Genomic DNA, 18,653 nt, shown 5'->3' on the forward strand with positions numbered 1-18,653 from the left:
CCCTGTGGGAGCGGGTTTACCCGCGAAGAGGCCGGCACAGGCAACACATGGCTAACGCTTCATGCACCCCTGATAACGCTCATCCACCCGCCCGGCAAACCACGCCGTGGTCAATTTGCGGGTAATCTTCGGGCTCTTCAGTTCGATCCCCGGCAACACCGCCCGTGGCACCGGTTTACCGGCCTTGGCATCCGCCAAGGCAAACACCCCGCTGTACAGTTTGCTGTCTTCGAACGCCAGGCTGTCGCCCTCCCCCAGCTGCCTGCGAATCTGCGGGTTACGCAGCCCCAGCTTCACCCCCAGCTTTCTCGCGGCCTGCTCGGTGGTGCCTGGCATGATCGCCCCCGGTGCAATCAGGTCGCCGTCCAGGGCGAGCGGCACGCCGGTGGCCTTGCTCAATGCCGCCTGGAACGCGGCGTTGCGGCTGGCGTACCAGCCTGCGTTGAAATCGGCAAAACGGTACAGCTGGCGTTCATAACTGGCCGGGTAGCCCAACAGGTGGGCAATACCGAAATACATGCCGCCGCGCCGGGTGAACACTTCCTGGCGAATCGTGCCGTCATGGCTGTAGGGGTAAGCCTGCGCATGCTTTTCGGCGAAGTCGATGCTGACCTGCATCGGCCCGCCGGTGTGCACCGGGTTCAGCCCGCCCAGCAAGGTCTTGCCTAGCGGCACACGGGCAATGACCTCGTCATACAGTTCGCTCAGCTGCTTCTCGCTGCGCACTGCCTGCAAACGCTGCTGGTAACTCTGGCCGTTGCCCGAAGGGGTTTTCAGAGCGCCGTCGACCAGCAGCCTGGGAATATGCAGGCGTGCGGCACGGCGGTCGATTTCCTCACGGGCGATACGCCCCAGGTTGGCCACCTGCGGGTCGGCAGTGAAGGTCGATTCCTGCTCGGTCACCGCCAGTACCGCGCACAGATTGCTTTTGCTTGGCGTTATACGCTGGGCTTCGAAAGCCACTTGAATGTCCCTGGCCCAGCCCTCGCGGTCCTTGGCCTGTGCAGGCAGCAACCGCAGCAGCTGGGCACGGACCTTGGCCGGGTCCGCTTCTGGCGCTTCTTCACGGCGCCCGGCACAACCTTGCAGCAGCGCCAGGGCCATCAACCCGGCAGCCAATAACCGGCCGTTCAGGGCTGTTCACCGACCAGGTAGGATTTGCTGATGTGGCGGAACAGCGGGTGGCCGGCACTGCCCATCAATTCGAACAACACCATCTCACGGGTCACCACTTGCGCCCCGGCGGCACGCATGCGCGCCAGGCCCGCCGCCTTGCTGGCCGGGGTGCGGCTGTCGCAGGCATCCTCGACCACGAACACCTGCTTGCCCAAGGTCAGCAGGCCAAGCACCGTCTGCAGCACGCAAACATGGGTTTCCATACCACACACGATCACCTGCTCACGCGCCATCAGGCTGGCCGGCAGGCACTCGGCGGCCACGCAGGAAAAATGGCTTTTTTCCACCACTTCGGCTGCCGGGGCTGCGGTCAGGAGATCCGCCACGGTATGCCCCAGGCCCTTGGGATACTGCTCGGAAATCACCGTCGGCAACTCCAGCTCGGCAGTCGCTGCCAGCAACCAGCGCGCCCGTGCCCGGGTGCCCTCGGGGTCGCTCATGGCGCCGATGAGTTTTTCCTGGATGTCGACGACCAGCAGCGTGGCCTTGTGTGGATCGATCAGCATTGTCCGCCCCTTGCCTGGGAAAAGGCCTAGCCTCCCCCAGGCAAGCGGTGACGTCAATCAGGCAGAAAGCCGAAGCGGTTCCAGCGAAGCAGTCAGCGCGCCGAGCACGTGGTCCTCCTGCTCATGGATGAAGAAGTGGCCGCCCGGGAACATCCGCAGCGAGAACTCGCCGTGGGTTTCCTGGCGCCACGCCTGCAATTGCTCGTCGCTGGCCCGGTCATCCGCGCCGCCCAGCACGTGCAGCGGGCACTGCAACGCCGGTCGCTGGCGGTAGGCGTAGGTGCCGCAGAGCAGAAAGTCCGCGCGCAGGGTCGGCAAGGTCAGGCTCATCAGCTCCGCATTGGCCAGCACTTCCTCGGGCGTACCCTGAAGCTCGCGCAACTCGCTGATCAGCTCGGCGTCACTCTTGGGCTCGCGCCAGTTCTTGCCGTCGTAGTCCTCGCGCCGCGTGGGCGCCGCCGTGCCACAGGCGAACAGCGCCAGTGGCGGCGGGCAGCCCAGCGCTTGCAGCTCATGGGCCAGCTCGAACGCCAGCAGCGCGCCCAGGCTGTGCCCGAGCAGCGCATAGGGGGCATTGGCCGCCAGGCGCTGCTCGCTGGCCAGTTGCCGAGCAAGGGCTTGCATGTCGGTGTGCAGCGGCTCGGCCATGCGCGCGCCACGCCCGGGCAGCTCCACCGGGCGTACTTGCAGCCAGGCTGGCAGCTTGCGCCGCCAGCGGCTGTAGACCATGGCGCTGGCCCCGGAATACGGCAGGCACAGCAGGTTCAGTGCAGTCACTGAGTAGCGGCTTCGGCCATTTTCTGACGCAGGCTCAACGGGCGCATGTCGGTCCACACCTCGTCGATGTAGGCCAGGCAGTCCTTTTTCAAACCACTCTTGCCCACGGCACGCCAGCCGTTGGGGATGGCCTTGTAGTCCGGCCAGATCGAGTACTGCTCTTCGTGGTTGACCACTACCTGGAACTGAATATCGTCGCGGTCGAAAACGGAAGTCATTGCCTGTCTCCTTGAATGGTGAGTGCCGCTGCACGCCTGGTGCAGGGGGGCTTTCAAGTAGACGTAGCAAGTGGCAAAAAAATTAGTGAAAGCCTGACTCGAGCCCCTGTAGGAGCGGCCTTGTGTCGCGATCGGGCGCGCAGCGGCCGTAAAACCTGCCTCCCCGATTTTCCTGACTAACCTCGGTTGCCTGAATTGCGGCCGCTGCGCGCCCGATCGCGACACAAGGCCGCTCCTACAAAAGACCGCCTACCACTTCAGGCATCACGCAGCAGGTCGTGGGTATCGAGCAGGCGGAAGGCGACCTGCGGGTTGCGCTCCAGCCCACGCCGAATTGCTGCCGGGATGGACTGCCGGGTCTTGCGGCACAGACCCGGCTGGTCATCCAGTTCAATGACGATACCGCGCATGGTCCGCACTTCGTTGTAGCCGGGGGCAATGTGCACGCGGATGCCGAGGTTTTCGTACAGGCGTTGCTGCAGGCGTTGCAGGTCCTCGAGGTCCTTGAGGTTTTCCAGGCGTTCGAGCAGGCGCTTTTCTTCCTGACGGGTCAGCAGGAGGATGCGCTGGGCCGCCTGCGGGTGATCGACCAAGTGTTCCCGGCCGCAGTCGCAGGCACCAGGAGGGCAAGGTTGGCGCAGAGGCGGTGGTGTGGTCATGAAGCAAGCATAGCCCGGCAAAGGCCTGAAAAAAACTTTCCTGTCAGGATAAAAAAATTCACAAACCGCTAGACCGTCACCCCTCATTTCGCCTATAAATCGCCTAAGGGAAATTTATATTCCTACCAAGAAACACTGCTTCGCCCCCTCGCGAAGCTTCTTTTGCCCTTGTGCCCGACCTGCCCCACTCCATCACGAGGCCTATCCGACATGCACCCCGCTCCCGATCACTTCATCCTGCGCGTCAGTTGCCCGGCCGTGTCCGGCATCGTCGCCGCGGTGACCACCTACCTGGCCGAGCACGGTTGCTACATCAGCGAGATGGCGCAGTTCGACGACGAGGACAATGGGCGCTTCTTCATGCGCGCCGTGTTCCGCTTCAACACCGGTATCAGCGGTGACACGCCGCAGCTGGTGGCCGGCTTTACCGACGTGGCCCAGCGCTTCGACATGCAATGGAGCCTGCACAGCAGCGCCCGGCCGATGCGCGTGCTGCTGATGGTGAGCAAGTTCGACCACTGCCTGTCCGACCTGCTGTACCGCCACGCCAAGGGCGAGCTGGACATGCACATCACCGCCGTGGTCTCCAACCACCTGGACCTGCGCCCGATGGCCGAGCGCCAGGGCATTCGCTTCGTCTACCTGCCGGTGAGCAAAGACACCAAGGCCGAACAGGAAGCCGCGCTGCTGCGCATCGTCGAGGACACCGGCACCGAACTGGTGGTGCTGGCGCGCTACATGCAAATCCTCTCTGATGACCTGTGCCGCCAGCTGTCGGGCCGGGCGATCAACATCCATCACTCGTTCCTGCCCGGTTTCAAAGGTGCCAAGCCCTACCACCAGGCCTACCAGCGCGGGGTCAAGCTGATTGGCGCTACCGCCCACTACGTGACCAGCGACCTGGACGAAGGCCCGATCATCGAGCAGGAAGTGCAGCGCGTGGACCACGCCTACGCCCCGGAGGACCTGGTGGCCATCGGCCGCGACACCGAAACCATCGCCCTTTCCCGCGCCGTGAAATACCACCTTGAACACCGGGTATTCCTCAACCACGACCGCACGGTGATCTTCAAATGAACACCCTTCCCAGCGTCAAGCTGATCGATGGCAAGGCTACCGCCGCGCGGGTGCTGGCCGAAGTGCGCGAGCAAGTGCAGCAACTGCGCCACGGCGGCGTGCAACCGGGCCTGGCCGTGGTGCTGGTGGGCGCCGATGCCGCCAGCCAGGTGTACGTACGCAACAAGGTGCTGCGCGCCAAAGAGGTGGGCATCCGCTCGCTGGAACATCGCCTGCCCGCCGACACCACCCAGGCCCACCTGCTGACCTTGATCGACCGCCTGAACCGCGACCCGGAGGTAAACGGCATCCTCGTGCAACTGCCGTTGCCCGCGCACATCAACGAGCACCGTGTATTGCAGGCCATCAGCCCGCTCAAGGACGTGGACGGCTTCCACAGCGAGAACGTGGGTGGCCTGGCCCAGGGCCGCGATGTGCTCACCCCGTGCACCCCCAGCGGTTGCATGCGCCTGCTGCGCGACGCCTGTGGCGAGCTGCGCGGCAAGCATGCGGTGGTGGTCGGCCGCTCGAACATTGTCGGCAAGCCCATGGCTGCCCTGCTGCTGCAGGCCGACTGCACGGTGACCGTGGTGCACTCGGGCACCCGCGACCTGCCGGCGCTGTGCCGCCAGGCCGACATCCTGGTGGCCGCGGTGGGCAAGCCACGGCTGATCGGTGCCGACTGGCTCAAGCCCGGCGCGGTGGTGATCGACGTCGGCATCAACCGCGTCGATGACGGCGGCCACAGCCGCCTGGTCGGTGATGTCGACTTCGCCGCTGCCCTGCCCCAGGTCGCCGGCATTACGCCGGTGCCCGGTGGCGTCGGCCCGATGACCATCGCCTACCTGATGAAAAACACCTTGCTCGCCCTCGACCTGCAGCAACAGGCCGCCCACCAGGAGCGCACCGCATGCCTTTCGCCCTGCTGAAATACGGCCTGAGTGCCGACTACCCGGTGGAGGTCGACCTGCCGCCACCGTGCGAACTCAAGCCTCGTTATGACGTGGTGATCATTGGCGGCGGCGGCCACGGCCTGGCCATCGCCTACTACCTGGCCAAGTACCACGGCGTGACCAACGTCGCCGTGCTGGAAAAGGCCTACTTGGGCGGTGGCAATACCGCACGCAACACTGCGGTTATCCGCTCCAACTACCTCACCAGCGAGGGCGTGCGCTTTTACGCAGAATCGGTGCGCATGTTCCAGAACCTGTCGAACGAGTTCGACTTCAACATCATGTATTCCGAGCGCGGCCAACTCACCCTGGCGCACACCGATGCCACCGTGCGCGCCTTCCGCCAGCGTGCCGAGGTGAACAAGCACTTTGGCGGGCGCACCGAAATGATCGACCGCCAACAGATTCGCGAACTGGTGCCCAGCCTTAACCTCGACCCTGGCCACCTGCCGGTGCTGGCAGGCCTGTGGCACATCGACGGTGCCACCGCACGCCATGACGCAGTGGCCTGGGGCTACGCCAAACAGGCGGCCAAGCGCGGCGTGGAAATCCACCAGCTGACCGAAGTTCAGGACCTGCTGATTCGCAATGGCCGCATCGAAGCCGTCAAGACCAACCGGGGCACGGTGCAGTGCGGCTGCGTGGTCCAGGCCGTGGCCGGCGCCAGTTCGCTGCTGATGGCCAAGGCTGGCATCCATGCGCCGATCCACACTTACCCGCTACAGGCCATGGTCACCCAGCCATTCAAACCGTTTCTCGACCCGCTGGTGAGTTCTTCAGCGCTGCACTGTTATGTGCAGCAAACCAGCCGGGGCGAAATCGTCTTTGGCGGCGGCTCCGACCCTTACCCGCTGTACAACACCCGCTCCACCCTGGACCTCAAGGAAAGCCTGCTGGCCCACGCCATCGAGATGTTCCCGTTCATGGCCAACGCCAAGCTGATGCGCCAATGGGCCGGGATGACCGACATGACCCCGGACTACAGCCCGATCATGGGCCTGTCGCCGGTACACAACTACTACCTGGACGCCGGCTGGGGCACCTGGGGCTTCAAGGCCACACCAATCTGCGGCAAGACCATGGCCGAGCTGGTGGCCAGCGGCGGCAAGGTGCCCGAAATGATCGCCCCCTTCGCCCTGGAGCGCTTCAGCCGCTTTCAGCAAGTCAACGAAATGGGCGCCACTGCGGCCAGCCATTAGGAGCATCAACGATGAAGATCCTGACCTGCCCCTTGAACGGCCCGCGCAACATCAGCGAGTTCACCTACGGCGGCGAGTTCAAGCACATGCCCGACCCAGCCAGCTGCAGCGACGCCGAGTGGGCCGGCTATGTGTTCAACAGCGACAACCTGGCCGGGGTGGTGACCGAGTGGTGGCTGCACAACGCTTCCAGCTACTGGTTCCTGGCCGAGCGCCACACGGTAAGCGACCAGGTGCTGCGCACCTTCGACCCGAAAGAACTGTTCGACCGCCGGGTCGACTTCACCCCCGCCGCCACCCCGGAGATCGCCGGATGAACAGCCACACTCGCCTCCCCGCACCCATGGGCCTGCTGATCGACCGCGAGCGGCCCCTGCTTTTCCAGTTCGACGGCCAGGCCTGCCAGGGCTTTGCCGGTGACACCATTGCCAGCGCCCTGCTTGGTAACGGCCGCTGGCTGCTGTCGCGCTCGTTCAAATACCATCGCCCACGCGGCCCGCTGAGCATGGCCGGCCAGGACGCCAACACCCTGGTGCAGTTGCCTGAAGAACCCAACGTGCTGGCCGACCTGGAGCCCGCCCGCGAGGGCCAGGTGGTGGAAGGGCAGAATTTCAACGGTAGCCTGGAGCATGACCGCGACGCCTACCTGGGCAAGTTTTCCCGCTTCATGCCGGTGGGCTTCTATTACCGCTCGTTCTACAAGCCCAAGGGCATGTGGAAAGTGTGGGAGCCGCTGATTCGCAAGAAGGCCGGCCTGGGCGTACTCGACCTTGGCTTCAAGCCGCAGTATCACGACAAAGCCTATCTGTTCGTTGATGCGGCGGTGATCGGCGGCGGCCCCGCCGGCCTGCGCGCCGCGCTGGACGCGGCCAATGCCGGGGCCAAGGTGCTGCTGATCGAACAACAGCCGGTGCTGGGCGGCTCGCTCACCTACGCCCGCTTCGACATCGCCGGCACCCGCGCCGCCAGCCTGCGCCAGGAGCTGCTGGCCGCCATCGAGGGCCACCCGAACATCCAGGTGCTGCTGGATGCCACCTGCAACGGCTGGTTCACCGACAACTACCTGCCGGTGATCCAGCACAAACGCTTGTACAAGGTGCGCGCCAGCCGTTGCCTGGTGGCGGCCGGTTCGTTCGACCAGCCGGTGGTGTTCCGCAACAACGACCTGCCGGGGGTGATGCTGACCAGCGCCGCGCAGCGGCTGATGAAGCTGTACGCAGTCAAGCCGGGCCAGCGCGCGGTGATCCTCACCGGCCACGATGATGGCTACCTGGCCGCCCTCGACCTGCAGGAGCAAGGCGTGGCCGTGGCTGCCGTGGTCGATATGCGCGCCGCGCCAGCCGATGCCGCACTGGCTGCCGAACTGAAGCGCCGCGATATCCCCGTGCACCTGGGCAGCACGGTGTACGAAGCGCTGCACGAAACAGGCATGCGCCATGTCAGCGGTGTGGATATTCGCCCCATCACCGGACAGGGCAAGGTCGGCGCGCATGGCCTGCGTCTGGCCTGCGACTTGCTGTGCATGTCGGCGGGCTACATGCCGGTGTATCAGTTGCTGTGCCAGGCCGGTGGCAAGCTGGCCTATGACGTCAACCGTGACGAGTTCACCCTCAGCAACCTGCCGGCCGGGCTGGATATCGCAGGCTCGGTGAACGGCCGTCACGCGCTGGCCAACGTGCTGGCCGATGCCACACGCGGGGCCGCCGAAGCAGTGGCAGCGCTGGGCCTGCAAGCGCCGTCGCAGCCGGTGTTCAGCGCCGAAGCCAAGGTCAATTTCCCCTGGCCGATTTTCCCGCACCCCAAGGGCAAGGATTTCGTCGACTTCGACGAAGACCTGCAAGTGCGCGACATCGTCAACGCCACCCGCAGTGGCTACCGTGACATACAACTGGTCAAGCGCTTCTCCACGGTCGGCATGGGCCCGTCCCAGGGGCGCCACTCGGCGCTGCCCACTGCACGCCTGGTCGCCCATGCCACCGGCCGCAGCATCAGCGAGACCGGGGTGACCACCGCGCGCCCACCGTTCCAGGCAGAAAAACTGGCGCACGTGGCCGGTCGTGCCTTCGACCCGTACCGGCACACGCCAATGCACCGCCGCCACCTGCAAGCGGGGGCGAAAATGATGCCTGCCGGGACCTGGCAACGCCCGGCCTACTATGGCAAGCCAGAGGAACGTGAGCGCTGCATGCAGGAAGAAGCCCGCCATGTGCGCGAGAAAGTCGGCCTGATAGACGTTTCTACGCTGGGCGGCCTGGACGTACGCGGCCCCGACGCCGCAGAACTGCTGGAGCGCGTCTACACCTTCGGCTTTGCCAAGCTGCCGGTCGGCCGCACCCGCTACGCGCTAATGACCAACGAACAGGGCGTGGTGATTGACGACGGTGTCTGCGCACGCCTGGGCGAGCAACACTTCTATGTCACCGCCACCACCAGCGGCGTCGACGGCATCTATCAACAGATGCTGAAGTGGAACGCGCAGTGGCGCCTGGACGTGGACATCACCAACGTCACCGCCGCCCTGGCCGCCGTCAACCTGGCCGGGCCACTGTCACGCCAGGTGCTGGCCAAGCTGTGCGAAGACGTGGACCTGTCGGCCGAAGCCTTCCCCTACCTCGGCGTACGTCTGGGCAAGGTGGCCGGCATCCCGGCGCGCATCCTGCGGGTCGGCTTCGTCGGTGAACTGGGGTATGAGGTGCATGTGCCAGCGCGCCATGCCGAGCGCCTGTGGGACGAGCTGATGCAAGCCGGTGCCGGCCTGGGTATTCGCCCGTTCGGTGTCGAGACCCAGCGCCTGCTACGCCTGGAAAAAGGCCATGTGATCATCAGCCAGGACACCGACGGCATGACCCACCCGGCAGAGATCGACATGCAGTGGGCCATCGGCCGCAAGAAGCCGTTCTTTGTCGGCAAGCGTTCCATCGAAATCCTTGAGGCGCAGCCGCTCAAGCGCAAGCTGGTCGGCTTCACCCTGCCACAGGGCAGCCCGCAGCCCCTTGAGGGGCACCTGGTACTGGACGGGCCGGACATCAGCGGCAACGTCACTTCCTGCGAGTACTCACAAACCCTGGGCCAAATCATCGGCCTGGCCTATGCCGGCGCCCATCAGGCCACCCCCGGCATGCACATCCCGATCCGCGTGGAGGGCGGCGCGATGGTGCATGCCAAGGTGGTGCAACTGCCCTTCCACGACCCCGACAACCTGCGCCAGGAGCTCTGACCATGACCAGTTTGCAAGCCGAAGCGTTTGTCCCTCGCAGCCCGCGGGCCGAGTTGTTGCACACCTGTGCGTTGACTGACCTGACCGAGTTGGCGCGAGTCGGATTTCGCGGGAGTGACAGCGCCGCTTATCTTCAGCAGCTTGGCTACGATTTGCCTGCACAGCCAAACCATGCCGTGCGCCAGGATGACGGAAGCTGGGTGGCACGGTTGTCTCAGACCGAGTACCTGCTGTTGGGCAACCTGGCCGACGATGGCGCGCGGGTGGCTGGCCTGGAGGCCGGGTGGGTTCAGGATGCCCGGCGCAACTACCTGCTGCCGCGCCAGGACAGCCATGCCTGGCTGCAGCTGTCAGGGGTATATGGCAGCGCGGTAATGGCCAAGTTGTGCGCCGTGGACTTGCGTGCCGGGGCATTTCCGGTTGGGGCGGTGGCGCAGACTTCGGTGGCACGCATCAATGTGATTGTGGTGAATGTGGGCAGTGATGAGCGGCCGGCGTTGCAGCTGCTGTTTGATCGGGCGTCACTGGTGTACTTGCGCGCAGCGATGCTGGATGCCATGGATGAATTCGATGGCGGTTTGATTGAGCCGGGTTTGTTGCTGGGGTGATACGTGGTGCGGTGTGCGGAGGGTTCGCCGCAGAAGTTTCGGTGCCTGGGAGATCGAGCGCCGCCCGCGCGGCGCATCGCGAGCGAAGCTCGCTCCTACGTTTGTTTCGGGCCAGTCATGCCTGTCGCAGGCGCGTGCGACCGCCTTGTTTGCTTGACACGATTTCGAACCATGCGCTTCACAGCAAGTGCACCAGGCGCTCGTGCAGAAAGCTCACAAAACCCTGCACCGGCCTCGCCACCTGCCTGTGCTGCGGGTACACCGCTGATAACTGCAACGCCGGCGGCGTCCAGGCTTCAAGCACCCTCACCAGGCGCCCATCCGCCAACGCCTGGCCGACTATGAAGGTCGGCAGGTAGGTCACGCCCATCCCGGCGATAGCGGCATCCCTGAGCAACTCGCCGTTGTTCGCACGCATGCGCCCGGCCACCTGAATCGCCTGCGCCTTGCCGCCCTGGCGGAACTGCCACTGCACCTGTCGCGAATGCCCGTAGGGCAGGCAGTGGTGCTCGGCCAGATCCTCTGGTTTTAGCGGTACTGCCCGCGCCTGCAGATACGCCGGGCTTGCGCAATAAACCCGCTCGACACTGGCAATACGCCGCGCAATCAGGCTGGAGTCCTCCAGCGCGCCAATCCGCAGCGCCAGGTCGTAACCCTCACCGATCAGGTCCACGGCGCGGTCACTGAGGTCCACCTCTACATCGACTTGCGGGTGCAATTGCAGAAACTCGGTCAGCAGGCAGCCCAAGTGCGACATGGCGAACGACAGCGGTGCGCTCAGCCGCAAAGTGCCGCGCAGGGCCTGGGCCTGGCCGCTGATGTCGTGCTCCACCTGCTGCACCTCGCCCAGCAGGCGCAGCGCCGACTGGTAGTAGTGCTGGCCCAGCGGTGTGGCGTCCAGGCGCCGGGTAGAGCGGTTGAGCAGGCGCACGCCCAGGCGCTCTTCAAGCTGCATCAGGCGCCGGCTGACCGATTGCTTGGACATGCCCAGGCGGTCGGCGGCAGCGGTGAAACTGCCGGCCTCCATGACCTGGGCAAAGATACGCATGTCTTCGTAGGGGTTCATTGTCTCGCTCATGGTGACAGTCAAACGCTTTATAGCGGCTTTTTCCCGCCAGTGCATCTGCCTAATCTACGCACAAGTCGCAGCGATGGCCCAGCAGGCCAGGCAAGACGCCCACTACATACACTTGCATGGAATAGGATTCGCTCATGAACATTGTCCACAAAACCCTTACCGCCTCTCTTCTGGCCCTGTCCGTTTCCAGCGCCTTCGCTGCAGGCAGCACAGGTGTCGAGCCACACACCCAGGCCTTCCTCGAAGCCCTGGAACAAGGCGGCGGCAAGCCACTGGAGCAACTCAGCCCGAAAGATGCCCGAGCAGTGCTGACGGGCGCCCAGGCTTCGGTCAAGGTCGACCTCTCCGGTATCGAGGTGAAGGAACACACCCTTCAGGCCAACGGCGAGTCGATCAAGCTGCAAGTGGTACGCCCGGCCAATGTGAAGGGTGAGCTGCCAGTATTCATGTTCTTCCACGGCGGCGGTTGGGTGCTTGGCGACTTCCCGACTCACCAGCGGCTGATACGCGACCTGGTGGTTGGTTCGGGTGCGGTGGCGGTTTATGTGGACTACACTCCGTCGCCGGAAGCGCACTACCCGACGGCGATCAACCAGGCCTACGCTGCGACCCGCTGGGTGGCCGAGCATGGCAAGGAGATCGGCGTGGACGGCAAGCGCCTGGCGGTGGCTGGCAACAGCGTTGGCGGCAACATGGCGGCAGTCGTGGCGCTGAAAGCCAAACAGGCCGGCACCCCTGCCCTGCGCTTCCAGCTGTTGCTGTGGCCGGTGACCGATGCCAGCTTCGGGACGGCATCGTACAAGCAGTTTGCCGAAGGGCACTTCCTAACCACCGGGATGATGAAGTGGTTCTGGGACAACTACACCACCGATGCCAAGGCGCGGGAACAGATCTACGCCTCGCCGCTGCGAGCCAGCAGTGAACAATTGAAGGGCCTGCCACCGGCGCTGGTGCAAACGGCCGAGTTCGATGTGTTGCGCGATGAAGGCGAAGCGTATGCCCGCAAGTTGAACGCTGCTGGGGTAACCGTTACCTCGGTGCGCTACAACGGCATGATCCACGACTACGGCCTGCTCAACCCGCTGAGCCAGGTGCCAGCGGTGAAGGCAGCCATGCGTCAGGCGGCCGCTGAACTCAAAGTCCACCTTCAATAACCTTACCCACCCATGCGGCAGAGGCTGGCGTGCCGTAAGGCAGGCCAGGCCTCTTCGCGGGTAAACCCGCTCCCACAGGTACACCACAGAACTGGAAATTTGTGGTGCACCTGTGGGAGCGGGTTTACCCGCGAAAGGGCCATCAGCCCAACATCAGGGTTCAAACCCTTCGACAATGATCACCTCTGCCTTCGCCACCCCCTGGCGATGGCTGCAAGCCTCCTGATACAGCGCGGACCGATAACACGCCACCGCCTGCTCGTACGAATCGAACTCGATCACCACGCTACGCTGAGGGGTAGGCCGCCCTTCCATCGCTTCGCTGCGCCCACCACGGGCCAGGAAGCGACCGCCGAATGCCTTGAAGGCTGCCGGCGCGCGTTGGGTGTACTGCTGGTATTGCTCGGGGTCGGTCACGTCCACATGGGCGATCCAGTAGGCCTTCATGCGCTGCTCTCCTGTTACGGCGATATTTGTGTATGATGGTATACCATAAAAACCACCCCACCACAGTGAGCGTGCAACATGGCATTCAACACCATCGAGGAACTTCTCGAGGACTACCGGCAAGGCAAGATGGTCCTGCTGGTGGATGACGAGGACCGCGAGAATGAAGGCGACCTGCTGATCGCCGCCGAGCGTTGCGACGCCCAGGCCATCAACTTCATGGCCCGCGAAGCGCGCGGCCTGATCTGCCTGACCCTGACCGACGAACACTGCCAGCGCCTGGGCCTGGAGCAGATGGTACCGGCCAACGGCAGCGCTTTCAGCACGGCGTTCACCGTGTCGATCGAAGCAGCCACCGGCGTCACCACCGGCATTTCCGCTGCCGACCGGGCACGCACCGTGGCAGCGGCCATGGCCCCGACCGCCCGCCCCGAAGACCTGGTGCAACCTGGCCACATCTTCCCCCTGCGCGCCCGCGAAGGCGGCGTGCTGACCCGCGCCGGCCACACCGAAGCAGGATGCGATCTGGCGCGGCTGGCCGGCTTCAGCCCGGCGTCGGTCATTGTTGAAGTGCTGAACGACGATGGCACCATGGCCCGCCGCCCGGACCTGGAAGTGTTCGCCGCCCGGCATGGCATCAAGATCGGCACCATCGCCGACCTGATCCACTACCGCCTGAGCACCGAGCAGACCATCAAACGTATCGGCGAGCGCGAACTGCCGACCGTGCACGGCATCTTCCGCCTGGTCACCTATGAGGACCGCATTGAAGGCGGCGTGCACATGGCCATGGTCATGGGCGACATCCGTCGCGAGCAAGCGACCCTGGTGCGGGTGCACGTGATTGACCCGTTGCGCGACCTGGTCGGTGCCGAATACGCAGGCCCCGCCAACTGGACGCTGTGGGCGGCGCTGCAGAAGGTAGCAGACGAAGGGACAGGCGTGGTGGTGATCCTGGCCAACCATGAATCCTCCCAGGCCCTGCTTGAGCGTGTGCCGCAGCTGACCCAGCCGGTAAGGCCGTACCAGCGCGGGCAGTCGAAGGTGTACTCCGAAGTAGGCACCGGGGCGCAGATTCTGCAGGACCTTGGCGTGGGCAAGCTGCGTCACCTGGGGCCACCGCTGAAGTACGCCGGCCTGGCAGGGTATGAGCTGGAGGTGGTGCAGAGCATCCCGTTCGAGCCAGGCCTCCCGACCTGACACAGTCCCCTTGTAGGAGCGGCCTTGTGCTGCGAAAGGGCCGCATAGCGGCCCCGTCAATTTGTGTGTCGACGCTGAAACCCAGGGGCCGCTGTGCGGCCCTTTCGCGGCACAAGGCCGCTCCTACAAAGGGTTGCGGCAGTTGGCAAAGGCCGGGGTGATGGCCGGTCGCCTCATACCCCTTGCCAAAAGTTTGGAATACCATAATATGATATCCCGTAGACCTTGAATCTGTAGGCCGGCTCCTACAATTAAAACGGCCACCAAGACACTTTGTTTTAGCTGCTCCCCGAACACTGTTGGCGGGCGCACCACAAGCCCCGCCTCGAATAACAAAAGCAACGAGGGCGTAACCATGCTGTTGAGCAAACGTGTAACCGCAGTGCTGTCCGCCAGCCTGCTGACCCTGGCATGTCAAGCCGCCCTGGCCGCTGACAGCCTGAACTTCGTCAGCTGGGGCGGTACCACCCAGGACGCCCAGAAAGAAGCGTGGGCCGTACCCTTCACCAAAGCCACCGACATCAAGGTCGTGCAGGACGGCCCCACCGACTACGGCAAGCTCAAGGCCATGGTAGAAAGCGGTAACGTGCAATGGGACGTGGTCGATGTCGAAGCCGACTTTGCCCTGCGCGCCGCCAGCGAAGGCCTGCTGGAACCCCTCGATTTCAACCAGATCAAACGCGACAAGATCGATCCGCGCTTCGTCTCCGACCATGGCGTCGGCTCGTTCTTCTTCTCCTTCGTACTGGGCTACAACGAAGGCAAGCTCGGTGCCAACAAGCCGGTGGACTGGACTGCACTGTTCGACACCAAGACCTACCCGGGCAAACGCGCCCTGTACAAATGGCCCAGCCCGGGCGTGCTGGAACTGGCCCTGCTGGCCGACGGCGTAGCGCCAGACAAGCTGTACCCGCTGGACCTGGACCGCGCCTTCAAGAAACTCGACACCATCAAGAAAGATATCGTCTGGTGGGGCGGTGGCGCCCAGTCGCAGCAGCTGCTGGCCTCGGGTGAAGCCTCGCTCGGCCAGTTCTGGAACGGCCGTGTCTATGCCCTGCAGCAAGACGGTGCACCGGTGGGTGTAAGCTGGAAACAGAACCTGGTCATGGCCGACTTCCTGGTCATCCCCAAAGGCGCCAAGAACAAGGACGCGGCCATGAAGTTTCTGGCCAACGCCAGCAGCGCCGAAGGCCAGGCCGAGTTCGCCAACAAGACCGCCTACGCCCCGGTGAACGTCGACAGCGTGGCCAAGCTGGACAAAGACCTTGCGCCCAACCTGCCAACTGCCTACGCCCAGGACCAGGTCACCCTCGACTTCGCCTACTGGGCCAAGAACGGTCAGGCCATCGCGGCCCGCTGGAATGAGTGGTTGGTCAAATGAAAGTCGCCATCAACGCCCTGCATAACGCGCAAGGTGCCCCCACGGGCACCGGCGCCCCCGGAACGGCCCCCCGCCGCGCCAGCCTGAGCCAGCGCTGGAAGGGCAGCCGCAACCTGCTGCCGGCCCTGCTGTTCCTTGGCCTGTTCTTCTTCGCCCCGCTGGTCGGCCTGTTGCTGCGCGGGGTGCTGGAGCCAACGCCGGGGCTGGGCAACTACGAGCAGCTGTTCGCCAACTCGGCCTACGCAAGGGTGCTGTTCAACACCTTCTCGGTGGCCGGCGTGGTCACCCTGATCAGCGTGCTGCTGGGCTTCCCGCTTGCCTGGGCGATCACTCTGGTGCCCAAGGGCTGGGGCCGCTGGCTGCTGAATATCGTGCTGCTGTCGATGTGGACCAGCCTGCTGGCGCGCACCTACTCGTGGCTGGTGTTGCTGCAAAGCTCGGGGGTGATCAACAAGGCGTTGATGGCCATGGGTATCATCGATACCCCGCTGGAAATGGTGCACAACCTCACCGGCGTGGTAATCGGCATGAGCTACATCATGATCCCGTTCATCGTGCTGCCGCTGCAGGCCACCATGCACGCCATCGACCCGATGGTGCTGCAGGCCGGCTCCATCTGCGGCGCCAGCCCGTGGACCAACTTCTGGAAAGTGTTCCTGCCACTGTGCCGTTCGGGGCTGTTCTCCGGCGCGCTGATGGTATTCGTGATGTCGCTCGGTTACTACGTCACCCCGGCACTGCTGGGCGGGGCGCAGAACATGATGCTGCCCGAATTCATCATCCAGCAGGTGCAGTCATTCCTTAACTGGGGCCTGGCCAGCGCCGCTGCCGCACTGCTGGTGGCGATCACCCTGGTGCTCTTCTACCTGTACCTGAAGCTGCAGCCGGAATCCCCGGTTGGCAACGCGAGGTAAACCGCCATGCTCCTGTCTCCCAATGCTATGGGCCGCCCGCTGCGTACGGGCCTGTACCTGACCACCGGGGTCATTGCGGCCTTCCTGCTGCTGCCGGTGGTGTTCATCGTGTTGCTGTCGTTCGGCTCGTCCCAGTGGCTGGTGTTTCCGCCACCGGGCTGGACCTTCAAGTGGTACGGCCAGTTCTTCTCCAACCCGGAGTGGATGGACGCCGCGCTGGCCAGCCTGAAGGTGGCCGTGCTGACCACCGTCGCCGCCGTGCTGCTGGGCCTGCCCAGCGCCTTCGCCCTGGTGCGTGGCCGCTTCCCGGGCCGCGAGCTGCTGTACGGGCTGTTCACCATGCCGATGATCGTGCCGCTGGTGATCATCGCCGTGGCGGTGTACGCACTGTTTCTCAAGCTGGGCTACACCGGCACGCTGTTCGCCTTCGTGGTCAGCCACGTGATCGTCGCCCTGCCCTTCACCATCATCTCGATCATCAACTCGCTGAAGCTGTTCGACCAGTCGATCGAGGATGCTGCGGTGATCTGCGGTGCCTCGCGCCTGCAGGCGATTTTCAAGGTCACCTTCCCGGCCATTCGCCCGGGGATGATCGCCGGCGGCCTGTTCGCCTTCCTGGTGTCGTGGGATGAGGTGGTGCTGAGCGTGATGATGGCCAGCCCCGACCTGCAGACACTGCCGGTGAAGATGTGGACCACCCTGCGCCAGGACCTGAGCCCGGTCATCGCCGTGGCCTCGACCTTGCTGATCGGCCTGTCGCTGCTTGTCATGTTCATTGCCGCCGCCTTGCGCCGGCGCACCGAAACAAACGCCTGAACGCGCGGAGAAAACAACAATGAGTGCAGTGATCAAAGACAACGCGCCAGGCAAGACGCTGGTTAGCCTGCGCGGCCTGAACAAGCACTACGGCGACTTCACCGCCGTGGACAACCTCGACCTGGAAATCCAGGACGGCGAGTTCCTGACCTTCCTCGGGTCTAGCGGCTCGGGCAAATCCACCACCCTGTCGATGCTGGCCGGGTTCGAAACGCCCAGCAGCGGCGAAATCCTGGTAGACGGCCAGTCGCTGGTCAATGTACCGCCGCACAAGCGTGACATCGGCATGGTGTTCCAGCGTTATTCGCTGTTCCCGCACCTCAACGTGCGCGACAACATCGCCTTCCCGCTGGCCATCCGCAAGCTGAGCGGCAGCGAGACCAACAAGCGGGTCGACGCCATGCTCAAGCTGGTACAGCTGGAGCAGTTCGCCCACCGCAAGCCGTCGCAGATGTCCGGCGGGCAACAGCAGCGCGTGGCGATTGCCCGGGCACTGGTGTACGAGCCACGCATCCTGCTGATGGACGAACCACTCGGCGCGCTGGACAAGAAGCTGCGCGAAGACCTGCAGGACGAGCTGCGCCAGCTGCACCGCCGGCTGGGCATCACCATCGTCTACGTCACCCATGATCAGGAAGAAGCCATGCGCCTGTCCCAGCGCATCGCCATCTTCAGCCATGGCAAGATCGTCGGGCTGGGCACCGGTTACGACCTGTACCAGAACCCACCGAATGCCTTTGTCGCCTCGTTCCTGGGCAACTCCAACTTCCTGCGCATCAAGGCCAGCAGCAACGGTGCAGGCAGTTTCGAAGGCCAGTCGGTGGCCATTCGCCTGACCCCGGGCCTGGCCGCTGCGCAGGATGCACTGATCATGGTGCGTCCGGAAAAAGCCCTGGCCCTGACCGCCGAACAGGCTGCGCGCGAGCCGCTGCCGGCGGGCTGGAACGAGGTCAGTGCCAAGGTTGGCGAAGTGCTGTTCCTGGGTGAAAGCCAGACCTGCCATGTGGTGACTGCAGGGGGTACCGAGCTGACGGTGAAGGCACTGTCGGCCGCAGGCATGCCGATGCAGCCGGGCGACAGCGTGAAGGTGCGCTGGGCGGTGGCGGATGCGTGCATCTATACCGAGTGGGCCGAGAGTGATTTGAGCAAGTCTGCCGGGGCGCACTAACATATTGAGAGGTGCAGTGCTTGTCAGATCGAGCGCCGCGCGGGCGGCGCTCGATCTGACAGGCGCTGCACTTCTCAAGACGTAAACAGCACTGTCACATTATCATCACGCCACTGTCGTAATCTG

Annotated in this window: 19 protein-coding genes; 12 read left to right on the forward strand and 7 right to left on the reverse strand. The window is 64.3% G+C overall.

The window, feature by feature from the left end:
* Positions 1–51 precede the first annotated feature (51 nt).
* The 5 genes from ABI582_RS26135 to ABI582_RS26155 form a co-directional block, all read right to left on the reverse strand.
* A complete protein-coding gene (locus tag ABI582_RS26135) occupies positions 52–1,104 on the reverse strand; it encodes a DUF1615 domain-containing protein (protein WP_442120703.1) in 1,053 nt (350 codons plus the stop codon).
* Between the two features lie 26 nt (positions 1,105–1,130).
* A complete protein-coding gene (locus ABI582_RS26140; RefSeq protein WP_442120704.1) occupies positions 1,131–1,682 on the reverse strand; it encodes a hydrolase in 552 nt (183 codons plus the stop codon).
* A 57-nt stretch (positions 1,683–1,739) separates the two neighbouring features.
* Positions 1,740–2,459, reverse strand: coding sequence for a thioesterase II family protein (locus ABI582_RS26145; protein WP_442120705.1), 720 nt, complete (start codon positions 2,457–2,459; stop codon positions 1,740–1,742).
* The gene (locus ABI582_RS26150; protein ID WP_016499090.1) at positions 2,456–2,677 is read right to left on the reverse strand and encodes an MbtH family protein; all 222 of its coding nucleotides are present in this window, start codon (positions 2,675–2,677) and stop codon (positions 2,456–2,458) included. Before ABI582_RS26150 ends, ABI582_RS26145 begins: the two co-directional genes overlap by 4 nt.
* A gap of 257 nt (positions 2,678–2,934) precedes the next feature.
* A complete protein-coding gene (locus ABI582_RS26155) occupies positions 2,935–3,336 on the reverse strand; it encodes a hypothetical protein (protein ID WP_138736824.1) in 402 nt (133 codons plus the stop codon).
* A 210-nt stretch (positions 3,337–3,546) separates the two neighbouring features.
* On the opposite strand from ABI582_RS26155, the gene purU reads away from it, so the two are divergent.
* Genes purU through ABI582_RS26185 form a run of 6 tightly spaced genes read left to right on the forward strand, consistent with a single transcriptional unit; the run spans position 3,547 to position 10,369 of the window.
* On the forward strand, positions 3,547–4,413 hold the full coding sequence (purU, locus tag ABI582_RS26160) for a formyltetrahydrofolate deformylase (protein ID WP_442120706.1): 867 nt from the start codon (positions 3,547–3,549) through the stop codon (positions 4,411–4,413).
* Positions 4,410–5,321, forward strand: a complete 912-nt coding sequence (gene folD, locus ABI582_RS26165) for a bifunctional methylenetetrahydrofolate dehydrogenase/methenyltetrahydrofolate cyclohydrolase FolD (protein WP_442120707.1) — start codon at positions 4,410–4,412, stop codon at positions 5,319–5,321. The genes purU and folD overlap by 4 nt, the downstream gene beginning before the upstream one ends.
* Positions 5,303–6,544, forward strand: coding sequence for an FAD-dependent oxidoreductase (locus tag ABI582_RS26170; protein ID WP_442120708.1), 1,242 nt, complete (start codon positions 5,303–5,305; stop codon positions 6,542–6,544). Before folD ends, ABI582_RS26170 begins: the two co-directional genes overlap by 19 nt.
* A gap of 11 nt (positions 6,545–6,555) precedes the next feature.
* Positions 6,556–6,861, forward strand: coding sequence for a sarcosine oxidase subunit delta (locus ABI582_RS26175; RefSeq protein ID WP_442120709.1), 306 nt, complete (start codon positions 6,556–6,558; stop codon positions 6,859–6,861).
* Complete coding sequence (locus tag ABI582_RS26180; RefSeq protein WP_442120710.1) at positions 6,858–9,761, forward strand: 2Fe-2S iron-sulfur cluster-binding protein; 2,904 nt, start codon at positions 6,858–6,860, stop codon at positions 9,759–9,761. Before ABI582_RS26175 ends, ABI582_RS26180 begins: the two co-directional genes overlap by 4 nt.
* Positions 9,762–9,763: 2 nt before the next feature.
* Positions 9,764–10,369 (forward strand): sarcosine oxidase subunit gamma, encoded by a 606-nt coding sequence (locus ABI582_RS26185; protein WP_442120711.1) that lies wholly within the window; start codon positions 9,764–9,766, stop codon positions 10,367–10,369.
* A gap of 178 nt (positions 10,370–10,547) precedes the next feature.
* Here ABI582_RS26185 and ABI582_RS26190 read toward each other — a convergent pair whose 3' ends face one another.
* Positions 10,548–11,435: a LysR family transcriptional regulator gene (locus ABI582_RS26190; protein WP_442120712.1), complete on the reverse strand. Its 888-nt coding sequence runs from the start codon at positions 11,433–11,435 to the stop codon at positions 10,548–10,550.
* A gap of 146 nt (positions 11,436–11,581) precedes the next feature.
* Between ABI582_RS26190 and ABI582_RS26195 the strand changes: the two genes are divergently transcribed.
* On the forward strand, positions 11,582–12,601 hold the full coding sequence (locus tag ABI582_RS26195; protein WP_442120713.1) for an alpha/beta hydrolase: 1,020 nt from the start codon (positions 11,582–11,584) through the stop codon (positions 12,599–12,601).
* Positions 12,602–12,754: 153 nt separating this feature from the next.
* On the opposite strand, the gene ABI582_RS26200 is transcribed toward ABI582_RS26195, so the two are convergent.
* Complete coding sequence (locus ABI582_RS26200; protein WP_023049469.1) at positions 12,755–13,048, reverse strand: DUF1330 domain-containing protein; 294 nt, start codon at positions 13,046–13,048, stop codon at positions 12,755–12,757.
* Between the two features lie 78 nt (positions 13,049–13,126).
* Here ABI582_RS26200 and ribBA point away from each other — a divergent pair, with 78 nt between their 5' ends.
* From ribBA to ABI582_RS26225, 5 genes are all read left to right on the forward strand, one after another.
* Complete coding sequence (gene ribBA, locus ABI582_RS26205; protein WP_442120714.1) at positions 13,127–14,248, forward strand: bifunctional 3,4-dihydroxy-2-butanone-4-phosphate synthase/GTP cyclohydrolase II; 1,122 nt, start codon at positions 13,127–13,129, stop codon at positions 14,246–14,248.
* Positions 14,249–14,603: 355 nt separating this feature from the next.
* On the forward strand, positions 14,604–15,629 hold the full coding sequence (locus ABI582_RS26210; protein WP_442120715.1) for an ABC transporter substrate-binding protein: 1,026 nt from the start codon (positions 14,604–14,606) through the stop codon (positions 15,627–15,629).
* Positions 15,626–16,543, forward strand: coding sequence for an ABC transporter permease (locus tag ABI582_RS26215; protein WP_016499075.1), 918 nt, complete (start codon positions 15,626–15,628; stop codon positions 16,541–16,543). Before ABI582_RS26210 ends, ABI582_RS26215 begins: the two co-directional genes overlap by 4 nt.
* Before the next feature lie 6 nt (positions 16,544–16,549).
* Positions 16,550–17,359, forward strand: coding sequence for an ABC transporter permease (locus tag ABI582_RS26220; protein ID WP_016499074.1), 810 nt, complete (start codon positions 16,550–16,552; stop codon positions 17,357–17,359).
* Positions 17,360–17,378: 19 nt separating this feature from the next.
* On the forward strand, positions 17,379–18,527 hold the full coding sequence (locus tag ABI582_RS26225; protein WP_442120716.1) for an ABC transporter ATP-binding protein: 1,149 nt from the start codon (positions 17,379–17,381) through the stop codon (positions 18,525–18,527).
* Positions 18,528–18,653: the final 126 nt, after the last annotated feature.

It is taken from the genome of Pseudomonas sp. SAS7 (assembly GCF_052112345.1).
Taxonomy (GTDB): Bacteria; Pseudomonadota; Gammaproteobacteria; order Pseudomonadales; family Pseudomonadaceae; genus Aquipseudomonas; species Aquipseudomonas putida_Q.

Bases quoted from the DNA above. Each gene is read 5' to 3' on its own strand.
- ABI582_RS26135 (WP_442120703.1), bottom strand. From the start codon at position 1,104: ATGGCCCTGGCGCTGCTGCAAGGTTGTGCCGGGCGCCGTGAAGAAGCG.
- ABI582_RS26140 (WP_442120704.1), bottom strand. From the start codon at position 1,682: ATGCTGATCGATCCACACAAGGCCACGCTGCTGGTCGTCGACATCCAG.
- ABI582_RS26150 (WP_016499090.1), bottom strand. From the start codon at position 2,677: ATGACTTCCGTTTTCGACCGCGACGATATTCAGTTCCAGGTAGTGGTC.
- ABI582_RS26155 (WP_138736824.1), bottom strand. From the start codon at position 3,336: ATGACCACACCACCGCCTCTGCGCCAACCTTGCCCTCCTGGTGCCTGC.
- purU (WP_442120706.1), top strand. From the start codon at position 3,547: ATGCACCCCGCTCCCGATCACTTCATCCTGCGCGTCAGTTGCCCGGCC.
- folD (WP_442120707.1), top strand. From the start codon at position 4,410: ATGAACACCCTTCCCAGCGTCAAGCTGATCGATGGCAAGGCTACCGCC.
- ABI582_RS26170 (WP_442120708.1), top strand. From the start codon at position 5,303: ATGCCTTTCGCCCTGCTGAAATACGGCCTGAGTGCCGACTACCCGGTG.
- ABI582_RS26175 (WP_442120709.1), top strand. From the start codon at position 6,556: ATGAAGATCCTGACCTGCCCCTTGAACGGCCCGCGCAACATCAGCGAG.
- ABI582_RS26180 (WP_442120710.1), top strand. From the start codon at position 6,858: ATGAACAGCCACACTCGCCTCCCCGCACCCATGGGCCTGCTGATCGAC.
- ABI582_RS26185 (WP_442120711.1), top strand. From the start codon at position 9,764: ATGACCAGTTTGCAAGCCGAAGCGTTTGTCCCTCGCAGCCCGCGGGCC.
- ABI582_RS26190 (WP_442120712.1), bottom strand. From the start codon at position 11,435: ATGAACCCCTACGAAGACATGCGTATCTTTGCCCAGGTCATGGAGGCC.
- ABI582_RS26195 (WP_442120713.1), top strand. From the start codon at position 11,582: ATGAACATTGTCCACAAAACCCTTACCGCCTCTCTTCTGGCCCTGTCC.
- ABI582_RS26200 (WP_023049469.1), bottom strand. From the start codon at position 13,048: ATGAAGGCCTACTGGATCGCCCATGTGGACGTGACCGACCCCGAGCAA.
- ribBA (WP_442120714.1), top strand. From the start codon at position 13,127: ATGGCATTCAACACCATCGAGGAACTTCTCGAGGACTACCGGCAAGGC.
- ABI582_RS26210 (WP_442120715.1), top strand. From the start codon at position 14,604: ATGCTGTTGAGCAAACGTGTAACCGCAGTGCTGTCCGCCAGCCTGCTG.
- ABI582_RS26215 (WP_016499075.1), top strand. From the start codon at position 15,626: ATGAAAGTCGCCATCAACGCCCTGCATAACGCGCAAGGTGCCCCCACG.
- ABI582_RS26220 (WP_016499074.1), top strand. From the start codon at position 16,550: ATGCTCCTGTCTCCCAATGCTATGGGCCGCCCGCTGCGTACGGGCCTG.
- ABI582_RS26225 (WP_442120716.1), top strand. From the start codon at position 17,379: ATGAGTGCAGTGATCAAAGACAACGCGCCAGGCAAGACGCTGGTTAGC.